Raw genomic sequence first — 14,427 nt, forward strand, 5'->3', positions numbered from 1 at the left:
AGCTCGCGCCTAAAGTCGCGCAACCTTTGGCCATAGCTTTGGAGAACAACATGGTATTGCAAATGGAGTCACCGGCTCCTTCGATCAAAGTGGAGAACTGGCTGCGTGGCGAGCCCCTCACGAACTTCCAGCCCGGCAAAGTGTATATCGTCGAATTTTGGGCAACTTGGTGCGGACCATGTGTGTCGGCGATGCCCCATCTGATGCAGCTGCAGGAGAAATACAAGGACAGCGGACTTGAGGTCGTCGGGATCGCGGCTGATGAAAACGCTCCAACGGCCGTCGAGGCCCGAACCAAGTTGGACGCGTGGCTGACCGAAAAGTGCTCGAATCTGAACTATCGGATAGCGTTCGACTACACAGGCGAAATGAACAAGCTTTGGATGGAACCCAGCTTTTCTGTCGGGATTCCGACCTCGTTCGTGGTCGACCGAGACGGCCACATCGCCTTTATCGGTCATCCATGGCAACTCGATGAGGTCTTGCCGAAAGTGCTTAACGGCAGCTGGCGCACCAGCGATCAAGCGAAATCCGCCGATACGGAGCGGATCGCCAAAAACGAACCCATGGCGCGCGAACAAGCGTTGAAGAAGCCGACCAATGACAGATTTTGGGCGGCGGTGAAGACAGAGGATTGGAAGACGGCGCTCTCAGCGATCGAAGAGGGCATTGCCTTGTTGCCGGACAACCTCAATTTCCGCCTGGCTCATGCGAATCTGGTGCTTCACAAAATGCACGACATGTGGACCGGCTTGCCCCTCATGCACCAATTGGTTCGCGACGCGATCGACAGAAACTCCGAGGACTGGATGATCGCGGCGCTAAACCAACTCTTCCATCCGAACCTTGACCATTCGCGCTTTCCGTCTCCTGAGCGCTTCGCGATAGGCAAAGAGCTGTCCGAACACGTGCTGGCACTGAATCCCCCGCAAGGAGACAGCCCAAAGTTCTGGTCTTATCCGGCGGTCGCTCGGTATTATCAGGAGAGCGGCAACAAAAATCGCGCGATCGAGTTGGTCGAGTTGGCACTGAAGTCGCTGGACGGTCCGGAGCCTATCCCTGACGAACTGAAAGAGCACCTTCTACCGGAGTTGCTACAGGCCTTGGCCAACTACAAGGATGAGAAGGTTTGTCACGGCGCTCTCTGCGCGGCACCGCAAAAGAATTTTTTGCCGAAGGTGTCAAAGCGCCGCCCGTAAAAGGGGGTGACGGTTGGAATGTGTACTGGCCAATTCGTCCATTTCCCTGGCGCGGCCGCAGCAAGTCGGTTCCATGCAGCACAGTGTGGATCGCTTGCAGCGGGTTCGAGGCTCCAATCTTGCGATAACCTCCGGCCGCATCACGGCGGAAGCGATGCTCGACGCGAATTCCGGCCGGGGTGGAAGACCTCGCAGTCGAGGACGCGTTCAAGGTCGGCCACTGGGACATCCATTGCGTGGAATCGGCCGCCCCGAGCCGGGCGCCGGCTGCGCAAGTGTGGCCGAAGTAGGCGTCCCCGAAAACAGACATCGTGCTTCGAGGAAGAGGACTGAAATGAGGAGAAGGCGAAATGTCTGAATGCCGCGGTCAGCCCGGCTGTCAACGAGGACGAGGCGGCCCTTGCCATGCCTTTTGTCAGATGCCTCGTGCGGCTGATCCGTGCTCAGGATGCCTCCGGGTCACGGGAAGGCAAATCGGACGCCGAACTGCTGGGCGACTTCATCATCAGCAGAAAACAGCGCCGTGCGATCCCCATCATCGGCGATCCCGGTCCGGACGTGCTGTGGAGGCTCGATATGTTCTACACGGCCGTCGGGCTTAGGATCGAGGAGCGCTCCGGCCTCATGACATCGCCAACGATGGAGATGAAACCCATGGGGGCTTCGGACGATTGCTTTTCACGGCCGGGCGGTTGGTCGTTCTGTCCAGACGTCCACCCGTTTGGCTTCGAGACGTTCTGGAAACTCGCGGAGGCCGGTACAAAACTGGTGGTCGATGCGACCGCAGCCATTGAAGCCTATCCCGACGTGGCCCGGGCGTGATGAAACCGATTTCGAGGAAGGATTTATGTCAAAGCTAGATGAGATGGGGAAGAAAGTCCGAAAGCTTCAGCTGCGCGCGGCAGTTGCCAAGATGAAATTGCGCGACCTTGCAGAGAATCTCCCGGGAAAATGGACGGAGATAGAGGAAGTTGCCGAGGAAACGTCGGCCGTTTTTGCCGAGTTGGATGGTGCCAAGAGAGAGTTCGCTGCAATGAAGAAGTTACGATGACGAGCACATTCACCACCCGCGACGGCTCCGGATGGGTGCCGGAATATCTCACCGCTATAGACGGCACGACCTGCATCGGCTGCGGCCGCTGTTTCAAAGTCTGCTCGCGCGAGGTCATGCATCTTTACGGCGTCGATGATGCGGGTGAAATCCTCGGCGCCTGCGACGGCGAAGACGACGATTTCGACGGCGAGCTCAATCGCATGATCATGGTCGTCGACCATGCCGGCCGCTGCATTGGCTGCGGAGCCTGCGGCCGCGTCTGCCCGAAGAACTGCCAGACCCATGTTGCGGCCGACCAGGTCGCAGCATGATCTGAGGAGACAAAACCAGGAGAACGGCGTTGCCCTTAAAAATCTTTTGTCGCGTCCTGGGGCTGGTCCTCTGCAGTAACGCTCTGATTGTCTACTTCGCTTCTCATTCCATCCGCACAGTAGCCGTCACGACGCTGGCTTGTTCGTTGCTCCTTCAGTTGGCCTATTTCGCAAGCGTGCTCTTTCTGATCTGGCGGTCTGGCTGCGCTTGCAGAGCTGGCCAAAGGGCTGAGCATTTCGGTAGTTGCAAGGAAGTTGTATCCGAGCCAGACCTTGATGAGGTGACGAATGAATCCGCAGATTTGCTCCAGCGCGATCGAATGCTGGCCATATCGCTGCTGCTGCCTTGAGGCGCCGTGACAAGGTCAGTGGTCAACCTGACGCCACTTTAGACCACTATAAACATTGAGCAGATATTAGAACGAATACTGTGCATCAGAAGTAAATGGTGCCCTCAATCCGGTCATTGTAGTTAATCCAGGAGATATAGTTCTTGAATGCCATGCGCATTGGGGTGGTCTCTCGCATGCCGCGTGCGGTTGCAACTCTCAAATGACGAGCGAGGCGCTGGAAATAGGTAATGGGGCTCTTCTCGCGCCGAAAAATGCAGATGACGTGAAATAAAAGACGCCTCTAGTACGAATCGTGAATGGCTCATTCAGCTCCATCGCATGTTGCCGGAGAGAAAATGCTGGAAAAGTTCGAACGCTATCCGCTCACATTTGGACCCACGCCCATCGAGAAGCTCGACCGCCTCTCCAAGCATCTGGGGGGCAAGGTGGAAATCTACGCCAAACGCGAGGACTGCAACTCCGGTCTGGCGTTCGGCGGAAACAAGCTCCGCAAGCTCGAATACATCATTCCCGACGCGATCGCGTCAAATGCAGATACGCTTGTGTCAATTGGCGGCGTGCAGTCCAACCACACGCGGATGGTCGCCGCGGTCGCCGCCAAGATCGGCATGAAATGCGTCCTGGTGCAGGAGAGCTGGGTACCACATGAGGATGCCGTCTACGACCGGGTCGGCAACATTCTCTTGAGCCGCGTCATGGGAGCGGAGGTGCGTCTCGTCGACGAAGGCTTCGATATCAGCATCCGCCCCAGTTGGGAGCAGGCGCTCGTTGAGGTCAGGTCAAGGGGCGGCAGACCCTATGCGATACCAGCCGGAGCTTCCGTTCACAAATATGGCGGTCTCGGCTATGTGGGCTTCGCGGAGGAGGTGCGCGCCCAGGAGAAGCAGCTTGGGTTTGCCTTCGACTACATCGTGGTCTGCACGGTCACGGGTTCAACGCATGCCGGCATGCTCGTCGGGTTCGCCAAGGACGATCGACAACGCAACGTGATCGGTATCGATGCCTCCGCCACCCCCGCCCAAACCAAGGCGCAGGTGCTAAGCATTGCCCAACGTACTGCGAAGCTCGTCGATCTTGGCACGGAAATCGTCGAGGATGACGTGGTGCTGCTCGAGGGGTACGCGTCGCCCGGTTACGGCCTTCCGTCCGAGGCAACGAAGCAGGCCATCCGCCTGTGTGCGCGGCTCGAGGGTATAATTACCGATCCCGTCTACGAGGGCAAATCAATGCAAGCGATGATCGACCTCGTCCAGAAAGGCTTCTTTCCAGAGGGATCGAGGGTGCTCTACGCGCATCTCGGCGGCGGGCCGGCCATCAACGGGTACGGCTACACCTTCCGCAACGGCTGACGCTCGACAGATTGCGATTTCGCCCTCCTGCCGTGCCGGCGAAGCGCCCAAACTAGGTGCGAGGGTCGCCCAGCAAACCGATGGAGCCGGGGGTTGATTGCCGCCCAACGCGAAGCTGACTGAGTTCCTTTGGAAAATTTGACCGATGGATATTTGCTGAGGAAATCGAAAACCCGCTGAGAGTATTATCATTGACGTTGAAACCTAGTTGATAGCCTGTATCATAAGAGACATAATTAAATATATGCTAGCATGCGAATAACGCTCCGTCTGAATTAACTGAGTAACTTGTTACTTTAATATTCAGAATTGGCCAAGAGTGCCAGAAAAGTGGAGGAATATCCGATGATCTTACCGGAACTGGGGTCTGCCATCCCGGGCGGCAGGGTTTTGGAAATAACGACGACCACCGGCTGCATCGTCGGATGTTCTTATTGTCCGCAGGACAAATTCGCCCATCGGCAAAGACGGGTTTCTCATGTGAAGCATCTTCGTCTTGAAGATTTCAAGCGATGTCTGGCGCGCGTACCAACTTCCGTCGACATCAGTTTCGCCGGATACTCCGAGCCTTGGCTCAATCCGGATTGCACCGAAATGGTCGAGCACGCTTACGCCAGAGGCCATGGCATCCGGATTTTCACGACGCTTGTAGGAATGAAGGGGCGGGATCTACACCGCTTGCAAGCGCTGCGTTCAAGGGTATTCGTGGTCCATGTTCTCGATGATGGCGCATACATGAATAGCCGTCTTGTCGGAGACAAGTATCTCGCTTTGATTCGTCAAGTGGTCGACATCGCCTCGATTCGGTTTATAGTCCTGGGCGAGATCCATCCGGATATCGCCGGGATAATCCCCGCCGAAGCGCTAGTTCGCGCGCGGCCTCTGAGCAGCAGGGGTGGAAGCGTCGATCCGAAGGTCGTCGAAGCACGGCAGCCAGTCGTCGGCGCGCTGACCTGCGTTGACGGACGGCAGTATCGGAATGTTCTTCTCCCAAACGGTGACGTTACGCTCTGCTGCATGGATTTTGAACGGCGCCACGTATTGGGCAATCTTCTGCGCGACGAATACGCAGATCTTTTTGAAAAGCCAGTTTTTAGCCAAATCGTCGACCGCATGAATGGGACGGATGGCTTTCTGCTTTGTAGGATGTGCGAATATGCCCATCCAAAGGCGTCCGCATGCTGACTGGAGGTCGGCAAACCGCCTGAAACCGCGTGAGCGAATGTCGATCCTCTTGAGACGGCATAAGGCAGGTCTCGTGAGGACCCGGTCGACGAGTCTAGTCGCCTATTGTTACGCCGAGATCCTGTGGTCGCATCTCCCAGCACAAAGTTGTCTGGCAAACTTTTGTTGGCCTAAAAAGGGGAGAACCGGCTTAGTCTGGTCCCACATACAGACTGTAATATCCTCCGCCTTCGGCTTTTCGGGACCCTGATCCTCATTCAGGCATAATTGTTCGAGACGCTTCAGAAGCGGTCCGAAGCGGCCCTACATCGAAGAACGCCGATCATCGCCGCTACGCCGCTCGCTCGCTACAGCGCTGTTGAGGGCGCGCTCGCGAGCGGCTTCGCTACCGCCGAGCTACGCTACGAGCCGGAGCACAATGTGGTTCGTGTTGCTGCCGGAGCGCCTGCAACACTTTAGCATGCTGCTGCATGGCAGAAGCGCCTGTCACCCATGAGCCGGTGCTAGCGCTGAGCTTGATATGATTGGCAGGCGTTTCGCCGGGTACAATCAGGTGCGTCAACTACCAAATGCCGTAGTATCGACGCCTCCCCGAAAACTTTAGAACGGAGCTCGACCAACGCATAGACGAGAGATATCGCCGTGCAGAGCAACGTGACTACGGTAGACGAGGTTTCGAAGTGCGTCAGTGCAGCAGTTGAGCTGCCGCGCGAGTCCGGTCTCCCTTTTGTCGCGGACGTTTTTGAGGAGCGTGTCGGCATTCCTAACATATTCATGGGAAGTCACGACCGTCCAAAGTTCCGCCCGGACCGTTCCGATCTTCAAGCGAAGCTGAAAACAACCGCAACAAACCAAACGCATTTAATCACTTGCTCGTTGAACGCGACGCGACACGCAGAGGGACGCTGAAATGGACACTGAAATTTTTACGGCTCATGAGTCCAACGTTCGTCGCTACGGGCGGTCGTTTCCTACAGTCTTTACGAAGGCCCTTGGGGCGACAATCTGGGACGAGGCCGGTAACCCTTATATCGATTTCCTCGTAGGGTCCGGCGCACTAAACTACGGACACAACAATCCAGGCATTATTGCGCCAGCAATAGAATATATGGTTGGCGAGAACATTCTCCTATCCTTAGACATGTATACAGCGGCAAAGCGTGACTTCATTGAAGCGTTTGTGGATTCGATCTTGAAGCCCAGGGGGCTTTCTTACAAGATACAATTTCCTGGGCCAACCGGCACAAACGCTAACGAAGCAGCGCTGGCATTGGCGCGAAAGTATACCGGCCGCTCAAGCGTCATGGCCTTCACGAATGCGTTCCATGGTATGTCGCTCGGCTCTCTGGCGGTCTCCGGTTCGGCGTCGACCCGGGAACTAGGCGGTGTTGCTCGCCACGATGTGATCCGTGTCCCTTATGACGGATACCCGAACCAAGATTTCGATTCCGCGAGTTACATAGACTCCTTATTGGGCGACCCGGGAAGCGGGATAGAAAAGCCCGCCGCAATCATTCTGGAGACCATTCAAGCAGAAGGCGGCATGAACGCCGCATCAGCAGCTTGGCTAACGGAAATCCAGCGCATTTGCCGCAAACACGGCGTTGTATTGATCGTCGACGATATTCAGGCTGGTGCGGGCCGAACGGGCGAGTTCTTCTCATTCGAGTTCGCGAACCTCGATCCCGACATCGTATGCCTCTCGAAGTCCCTAAGCGGGTCAGGTAGTCCGTTCTCCATTGTTCTAATTCGCCCCGACTTGGATATTTGGAATCCCGGCGAACATAGCGGGACGTTCAGAGGCAACAATCTCGCCTTCGTGACTGCAGGGGCGATGTGCAAACTGTGGTCCGACACGCAGTTCACTGCAGGCGTTGAGCGGACAGCCGCCAAACTGCAAAGACACCTGGACAGCCTTGTTGCCAAATTTCCCACGTGCATCGAACAAAAGCGCGGCCGTGGTCTGATGGCCGGTCTCAAATGCCGTTCACAGGCCGTTGTCGGCCGTGTGCACGATGTCGCATTCGAAAACGGCCTGCTGATCGAATCTTCAGGACCAAATCGCGACGTCATCAAAGTCCTCCCACCGATAACCATCACCGATGACGAACTCGATCAGGGCATCGCCATCCTTGATCACGCACTAAAGGAGCAAGCCAATGGAGACTAATCAAGTATCCCAAGCCCCAGCCATCTCGCCTGTCGAGATCAGAGAGCGAACCGGCTCGATCAGCACTGCGGAGATCATCTCAGTCCTGAAAGGTGAGATCACCGCTCTGCACATCAGGCAAGCTTTCAGCACCGAAATAGCCGAGGAGATCACCGCGAACTTCAGTGGCAGTCCCGGTCTCAAGGAGCGTAAGGATGGCGTCCCCGGACAATATGTCGGCGCATCCCACTACAGGAAGGATGCAGCCACCTATTTCGCAGAGGCGGAAACTGCGCGACCGTATGTCGACGCCCTTTTTGAGAATCTGGTTGATCCGGTCCGAGCATTGTTCGACGCGTTGAAGCGCGACCTTCGCAAACAGGGCATTGAATTGCGGCTGGCCCGTTCGGAGCACGGTCAGGCTAATGTTTTCCGGGCTCTCAGTTGGTCTGGCAGCGGCACGTTCTCCTTGGACCCCCACGACGACGTCGCTCAAGTGTTATGTGCTGGGAACGATTACGAGGTTTCTGCGGTGGCGCACAACACCGTCGCAGCACTCAACTTCTATCCCAGCATGCCCGAGGAAGGTGGCAATCTGCGGCTCTGGAGCCACAAGCCGACAATCACCGACCGAAAGTCTCAAGGTGTGGAGACTACAGGCTATCCCTATTCGGCAGCCTATCTCGAGGGCGTTCCTTGTCGCGACTTCCAGCTCAGGGCGGGGGATATCGGCCTGATCGATGGCGGTTTCGTTCACGGGGTCACCGGTCAATCGGGCAACGGAAAGCGTCGCCTGGTGCTGAACAGCTTTTTCGGGTTTGCTCGCCCGGATCTTGTTCTCTGGTGGACCTGAAGTTGGACGTCGTAACGACTGACCGGCTTCCGCCGACAGGTGTCACATCGGTCGCAACGCGAGGAGGCCCCCCCTTTAGTCACAGCCGCCCTCGGGCTGATCCAGACTATCATGAAGCCCTTGGCGTTTCAGGTGCTGCCGGTCTCCGACACGATTTACCAATACCTGTCCGCGTTACCCGGCGGTCCACTGTTTCCAGTGCCGGGCCGAACACGCATCGCGAGGTGATGTTAAGGAAGGCACAAGGCAGAAGTAACGCGAGAGGTGATCTAGCCAACGTATACTTCTTCCTACATCGATCGGGCGTTTACCTGCGTCAGTGTGCAGTGCACCGCGGCTCGCCTTGGACCGTTTCCGAAATGGACCGAATTAGTGCTCCCAGGCTCCGACAGATGCAGGTTCAAGAAAACTCCTGGCACAACGGACGTTAAAACCGCCGAATCGCAGGAGTGCCTTTCTCCGCAACGGAAGCATCGTGACTTAGGCATGACATTCTTTGTGCGAGATTTTTGACGGATTTTTTTTTACAATTCGATAATTCCAAATTGTAGTGCTTTTATGGCCGCTGTTGTTCTACTAACAGTGTCCGTCTTTCTCATAACGTTTTTTATGTGGAAGTTAACAGTGTTTACTGATATACCTATAATCTGCCCTATTTCCCACGACGACTTCCCTTTCGCCGTCCATAGGATGCACTCCTTTTCTCTTGGAGAAAGGGTAGGTATCTCCTCGATGCCGCTAATCCGCCGGTGTTCCATCGTCTCTGCTCCACAGCCATTTGCACAGGAGGGTGTCACTGGCGCGCAAAACTGCCGGGGTTGTAAGGCTTCGGCTCTGCGCGCCGTCCTGGGCAGCTCTGCATCGCCTCAGCTCTACCATCTCATTGCGGCTGGCGATGTTATTTCAACTTAAAGTTATGTTTCGCCATCATCATGCGAGTGCAACATAGAGTAAATAAAGTCGACATTCTTGTAATTATCGTCGAGTTAGCTTAACAATCAATATTGATGTTGAAAGCGTTTTTGCGACCGAATCGTTTAATTCGGCGCGACAAAGAAGTCGAAACCCAGAGACCTCACATCGGCGTGTCAAGGTAAGGCGTATTGCGATTAATTTAGGCCTCATATCCGGCAGCCCTGAGAGTTTCTGCATTCGGTTGGCTCCTAACAGATGGCAGATATCACCCGGGGAGCTCGGCAGGGCGCATGGAAGGTGTTGGCCGCTTGTGTCGCAAAGAGTTTAGCGTGAGGAACAGCTAACACCCAGGACTGTTGCCCATCTACCGATCCTGGTAGTTTGTAAGAATTCTGTCTCGCCCTGTTTCGTGGCGGTCATCGCTGGCTTACTATCCCTGACCTGCCACGGGTAATTTCCTCCATCTGAGATTAGAGTCCGGCCTCGATCGAAGGACGGACTGATGAAGAGAAAGCGGTTTACGGAAGAGATGGAGTTGTCTAATCGCAATGTTGACGTCAAGTATCTGCACGTCTTAAGACGCGTGTGCCGGGTGCAGGGTTGTCTTCGCGGTCAACATCGGTTGCCGCATGATGGAGCTTCGCGGGGAGAGCCTTCAATGTATTCGACGCACTCAGCTGAGCCAGCGGTGCGACCCCATCTAGCGGAATGGCTCTGTCCACGCCCCGGCAGGGACGTCTCGGCGCGCTCAGAGACTGAACGCGATCCTCAAAGCCGTCACGCTGTCGCGCCAGCGGTCCTGTCGAAGAACTCGCCGGTCTTGAGCATCGCATGCATTGTCACCGCCAGTTTGCGGGCTACGGCAACGGCGGCTCGTTTGAAGCCTATCCTCTCCCGGAGTTTTAGACCCCATGTTCGCAGGCTGCTGTCGGCGCAGCTGCGGGTCAGGATGACCGTCGCAGCTTCGTAGAGAAGCCCTCGTAAATGACGATCGCCCCGCCGGGATATGTGGCCATCATAGTCGACCTCTCCCGATTGGTATCGTCGGGTAGTCAGGCCAAGCCAGGCGCCGACGGAGCGAGATTTCTTGAAGTTGTCCGGCTCCTCAATGGCGGTCACGAACGAAGTCGCGGTGATTGCGCCGACACCGGGGATCGACACGAGTATTTGACACGCTCGGCTTTGACGCGCACCAGCGACAAGCTGACGCCCGAGTTCAGCGGCCCGAACGCGCATGCTGCGCCAGGCTTCCAGCATCGGCAGCACGATAGGAGTGAGCCCGTCCTGGTCGACAAGGAGATTGCGGACATTCCTCTCGAACGTGCTTCCTTTGCCGGCGGGAACAAGCAGTCCGAATGTCTTCATGAGCCCTCGGATCTGGTTTGAGAGTTCGGTGGTGATCCTGACCAGCCTGGTGCGTGCCGCCACGAGCGTGCGCGTCAGCATGCTGTCGAAGCCTTTCACTCGCACTTCACGAAAGAACCCTACTTCTGCAAGATGCGCCAAACCGTCGGCATCGTTCGCGTCGGTTTTGTTCGCGGCCATGTCGAGCGCTGCTTTGGCATGACGACCATCGATGCAGATCGCCGGCAAACCCTCTGCGCGCAGCGCATGATAGAACCACACCGATAGAGGGCCGGTCTCGAACACGACGCGCTTTGCGGCTGGCGCCCGCTTGCGGACAAGCTCGGCAATGACCTTTGGATCAGAGGCGCACCTCCCACGCCAGACGCGCTTGCCTTCACGTCGAATGGAAACCGCTGTCTCTTTCATCGAAACATCGAGGCCGATATAGTCTTCCATGGCTGTTCTCCCTGAGATGCCTGGGCCCGGTGCGAATCGTGAGCCCGTATTCCATCCTGTCGGGGAACAGCCACCCACTTCCATAGCTAAGACTTGGGAAACTCGCTCCCGCGATTACCCCATGTATTCGGTTCAGCTCGCTGAACGCCTGGCCCCTTTTCGGATCATGGCGTTTGTCTGATGCTCAGAGCCGACCTGGCAAGAGGAGATCGGCATGAGCGTTTATGCAGGACTGGATACTTCACTCGACGCTGTAGCTATTTGCGTTATCGCCGAGACCGGCGAGATGCTGTGGCAGGGAAAGGTGCTCGGTGACCCGGATGCTGTGACGGCTGCACTTCAGCGATGGCGGGACGATCTCGTTCGCGTTGGCTTGGAAGCCGGTGCGACATCGGAGTGGATCGGCGGACACCTGGTCGACGAGGGCTTCCCTGTCGTGTGTCTCGAGAGTCGACATGTCAAAGCGGCTCTGGGCGCGATGACGGTGAAGACGGACCGGAATGACGCGCAGGGAATTGCACAGATTGTGCGCACAGGTTGGTTCAAGGCAGTTCATCTGAAGTCCGCTGCCGGCCAGAGGCTGCGCACGCTCACCGCCGCGCGCAAGGCTACGGTCAGGGCGGTCACTGCCAACGAGCAGGTCATCCGAGGCTTGTTGCGTCCCCTGGGGCTAAAGATTGGCGCCGTCACGCGCGTTCGTTTCGAGGCAAGGGTTCGACAGCTGGTCGGAGCGGATCGGCTGTTGCTGGGTATCTTTGAACCGCTCTTGCAGATGCACAGGTGTCTGCGCGAGAACCTGGCGGATCTGCACCGGCTCGTCCTGAGAGCGGTTCGAGTCGATCCCATCTGCCGTCGCCTCATGACCATGCCTGGCATAGGACCCGTCACCGCGCTCACCTACAGGGCAACGATCGATGATCCCAAGCGCTTCCGCGGATCCAGATCGGTCGGTGCGTATCTCGGCCTCACACCGCGAAGATACCTGTCTGGAGAAGTCGACAGGGTCGGTCGCATCACCAAAGTGGGTGACAGTGAGACGCGAACGGCCTTGTTCGAGGCGGCAAACGTCATCCTGCGCCCGACGACCCGATGGTCGAGCATGAAGGCTTGGGCAATGAAGATTGCCAATCGACAGGGTGCCCGACGTGCGAAGGTCGCCCTGGCCAGACGAATGGCAGTCACCTTCACCGCATGTGGGTTGACGAACAGGATTTCCGTTGGTCGGCAGCTTAGGCTGAGCTGTCCACGGAATAGCGAGCGCTCGATGCAGGGCGCGGTCCGGACGAGTTCGCATGATCTGTCGTTGCCGCTTCCCGAGCACGCCGAAGAGCTTTGAACCGATCGGACCCACGGACACCATCATGCCGGCGGCTGCGTGCCGACCGCGAACAGAAGCAAAGAACCTGCATCGAACGTCACGCCTTGACTGGAGGACACCGAATACAGAAGCAGATCATCGCGGTTCTGCGTGAGCACGAAGCGGGGGCGAAGGCGGGCGACCTGGCGCGCAAGCATGGGATGTCCGAGGCGACGCTGTATAACTGGAAGGCGAAGTATGGCGGGATGGACGTCTCCGATGCCAAACGGCTGAAGGCCTTGGAAGACGAGAACGCGAAGCTGAAGAAGCTGCTCGCCGACCAGATGCTGGAAGCCTCGGCACCGCGCGAGCTTCTGTCAAAAAAATGGTAGGGCCCGCCGCCAAGCGCGAAGCCGTCGCGCATCTGCAGGCCACGATGGGCCTGTCGGAGCGGCGGGCCTGTTCCTTTGTGGGCGCTGATCGCAAGATGATCCGCTACCAGTCTCGCCGTGCGCCAGTGACAACATCCAGCGCTTAAATGGCTACGGAGCAGAGGCCATGGAACGCCCGCGGATGACTGCTGTCTCTCAACTTCGAGGGCTCTCAGCCAGAGTGTCCGACCAGTTTTCTTTGGTCCCGGCGATGCATTTCCCTGAGGCTGCCAGGGAGGCGGTTGCGCTCGAGTTTGGCCGATTTCTCGACCAAACCGATCGTGTTGCAAAATCCGAGCATTTGTTCGACCTGCTGTCTGATTTTGCCCTGAATTTTGATTGTCCATGGATCGCGTATGGCTCTCTCGCACCGGACCAAAAAGGCCTAAGGCCGGCCCGAGGCGATCCGGCGGTCATGCTGAATTATCCTCCTGAATGGCAGGAGCGCTATTTCGAAATGGGTTATGACAGGATAGACCCCACCATCAAGAGGAGTCGGAGGCGAGCAGAAGTCTTTCGGTGGAGCGATGTGTACAACGACGAAAGCACGACTGAAGACGAACGGCGCGTTTTCGACGAGGCGGCGACGTTCGGCTTAAGATCGGGCATTAGCGTTCCGTTGCACGGCCCCGACGGCCGCTTTGCGATCATGAACTTTGCTCAAGCCTGGGACGGTGAATTCCAAAATAGAGCAATCACCTACTTGCAGCTCGCGGCGTTACATTTCCGTCTGAGAGTCGGTAAATTCGCTAAATCAAGGGGCATCGAGGAGACACCTAATCTTTCCCCAAGAGAGAAAGAGTGCATCCTCTGGACGGCGAAAGGGAAATCGTCGTGGGAAATAGGTAAGATTCTAGGAATATCTTCAGATACTGTTAACTTTCACATAAAAAACGTAAAGCAAAAGATGGATGCAGCCAGCAGAACAACCGCGGCTATAAAAGCGCTGAAATTCGGAATTATTGAACTGTAAAGCGAGGATTCCAATGTCTCGTTCAAAGCAACTGTCAATCCTAAATCAAGGTTGAGATTTTACGACGAAGAATGGCATTACTACAATTCGGCTGCTTGAAGTCGCGGAGGCAGTGCGCGAATAGGTCGACCTGCCGTCAATTCGACACGGGGTGTTCGGGATCGCGTTCTTCTACCCTGCCACAAATTTCTTCCACCGGCGTAGTCTTTACCCTGCTTGACAACGAACGCCTTCTAAGCGTCTGAAAACCGCGATTGTCTGCCGTTCTCCGCGCCTCTCAGCCAGGAAATGACGCGTAACACTCCATACGTCCCGTTGACCTGCGTGCCTTGGCCGTTTCTGTTACGCCTCTTGGCGCGGGTTGAGCAACCGGCGGAGGCGCGGAGCCTTCCATCAGCACAGCGTCGGAGCCGGTTGCGGTGATGACCTCGGCATAGGCTGTCGGGGTCTGGTAGCCGAGTGAGGAATGGGGCCTTGCGGTGTTGAACAACACGACGGAAGAACGCCCACGGGACCGAGGAACGCAAGTTTCTTTATCCATGGCATCCCTGGGCC

12 protein-coding genes and 3 pseudogenes are annotated in these 14,427 nt (G+C 56.7%); 12 read left to right on the top strand and 3 right to left on the bottom strand.

The window, feature by feature from the left end:
• Positions 1 to 50 precede the first annotated feature (50 nt).
• From X760_RS71050 to X760_RS71095, 9 genes are all read left to right on the top strand, one after another.
• Entirely contained in the window at positions 51 to 1,199 is a 1,149-nt protein-coding gene (locus X760_RS71050; protein ID WP_031195215.1) for a TlpA disulfide reductase family protein, read from the top strand.
• Between the two features lie 426 nt (positions 1,200 to 1,625).
• Positions 1,626 to 2,021 carry a DUF269 domain-containing protein gene (locus X760_RS71055; RefSeq protein WP_245278774.1) on the top strand — a complete coding sequence of 132 codons (396 nt, stop codon included), beginning with the start codon at positions 1,626 to 1,628 and terminating at the stop codon, positions 2,019 to 2,021.
• A gap of 25 nt (positions 2,022 to 2,046) precedes the next feature.
• Positions 2,047 to 2,250, top strand: a complete 204-nt coding sequence (locus X760_RS71060; protein ID WP_023722646.1) for a CCE_0567 family metalloprotein — start codon at positions 2,047 to 2,049, stop codon at positions 2,248 to 2,250.
• Positions 2,247 to 2,564 carry a ferredoxin III, nif-specific gene (fdxB, locus tag X760_RS71065; RefSeq protein WP_023722647.1) on the top strand — a complete coding sequence of 106 codons (318 nt, stop codon included), beginning with the start codon at positions 2,247 to 2,249 and terminating at the stop codon, positions 2,562 to 2,564. The genes X760_RS71060 and fdxB overlap by 4 nt, the downstream gene beginning before the upstream one ends.
• Positions 2,565 to 2,593: 29 nt before the next feature.
• Positions 2,594 to 2,914 (top strand): exopolysaccharide production repressor protein, encoded by a 321-nt coding sequence (locus X760_RS71070; RefSeq protein ID WP_023722648.1) that lies wholly within the window; start codon positions 2,594 to 2,596, stop codon positions 2,912 to 2,914.
• Between the two features lie 338 nt (positions 2,915 to 3,252).
• On the top strand, positions 3,253 to 4,266 hold the full coding sequence (locus X760_RS71075) for a 1-aminocyclopropane-1-carboxylate deaminase (RefSeq protein ID WP_023722650.1): 1,014 nt from the start codon (positions 3,253 to 3,255) through the stop codon (positions 4,264 to 4,266).
• Positions 4,267 to 4,611: 345 nt separating this feature from the next.
• Complete coding sequence (locus X760_RS75750) at positions 4,612 to 5,451, top strand: radical SAM/SPASM domain-containing protein (protein ID WP_084643110.1); 840 nt, start codon at positions 4,612 to 4,614, stop codon at positions 5,449 to 5,451.
• Positions 5,452 to 6,361: 910 nt separating this feature from the next.
• Positions 6,362 to 7,621: a diaminobutyrate--2-oxoglutarate transaminase gene (ectB, locus tag X760_RS71090; protein ID WP_023722654.1), complete on the top strand. Its 1,260-nt coding sequence runs from the start codon at positions 6,362 to 6,364 to the stop codon at positions 7,619 to 7,621.
• Positions 7,611 to 8,453 (top strand): hypothetical protein, encoded by an 843-nt coding sequence (locus X760_RS71095; protein ID WP_023722655.1) that lies wholly within the window; start codon positions 7,611 to 7,613, stop codon positions 8,451 to 8,453. The genes ectB and X760_RS71095 overlap by 11 nt, the downstream gene beginning before the upstream one ends.
• Positions 8,454 to 8,977: 524 nt before the next feature.
• On the opposite strand, the pseudogene X760_RS75755 reads toward X760_RS71095, so the two are convergent.
• Both X760_RS75755 and X760_RS71100 read right to left on the bottom strand, forming a co-directional pair.
• Positions 8,978 to 9,187, bottom strand: a pseudogene (locus tag X760_RS75755) (helix-turn-helix transcriptional regulator); the annotation flags it as partial.
• Positions 9,188 to 10,145: 958 nt separating this feature from the next.
• Positions 10,146 to 11,171: an IS110 family transposase gene (locus X760_RS71100; RefSeq protein ID WP_023722656.1), complete on the bottom strand. Its 1,026-nt coding sequence runs from the start codon at positions 11,169 to 11,171 to the stop codon at positions 10,146 to 10,148.
• Between the two features lie 214 nt (positions 11,172 to 11,385).
• On the opposite strand from X760_RS71100, the pseudogene X760_RS71105 reads away from it, so the two are divergent.
• Positions 11,386 to 12,404 (top strand): annotated as a pseudogene (locus tag X760_RS71105) (IS110 family transposase).
• A 126-nt stretch (positions 12,405 to 12,530) separates the two neighbouring features.
• Here X760_RS71105 and X760_RS78535 read toward each other — a convergent pair.
• The gene (locus X760_RS78535; protein WP_023722658.1) at positions 12,531 to 12,686 is read right to left on the bottom strand and encodes a hypothetical protein; all 156 of its coding nucleotides are present in this window, start codon (positions 12,684 to 12,686) and stop codon (positions 12,531 to 12,533) included.
• On the opposite strand from X760_RS78535, the pseudogene X760_RS0140125 reads away from it, so the two are divergent.
• Positions 12,612 to 12,979: pseudogene (locus X760_RS0140125) on the top strand (transposase); the annotation flags it as partial. The gene X760_RS78535 and the pseudogene X760_RS0140125 overlap by 75 nt on opposite strands.
• 47 nt (positions 12,980 to 13,026) lie before the next feature.
• Positions 13,027 to 13,872 carry a LuxR family transcriptional regulator gene (locus tag X760_RS71115; RefSeq protein ID WP_023722660.1) on the top strand — a complete coding sequence of 282 codons (846 nt, stop codon included), beginning with the start codon at positions 13,027 to 13,029 and terminating at the stop codon, positions 13,870 to 13,872.
• Positions 13,873 to 14,427 lie beyond the last annotated feature (555 nt).

The organism is Mesorhizobium sp. LSHC420B00 (genome assembly GCF_000503055.1).
Lineage (GTDB): Bacteria > Pseudomonadota > Alphaproteobacteria > Rhizobiales > Rhizobiaceae > Mesorhizobium.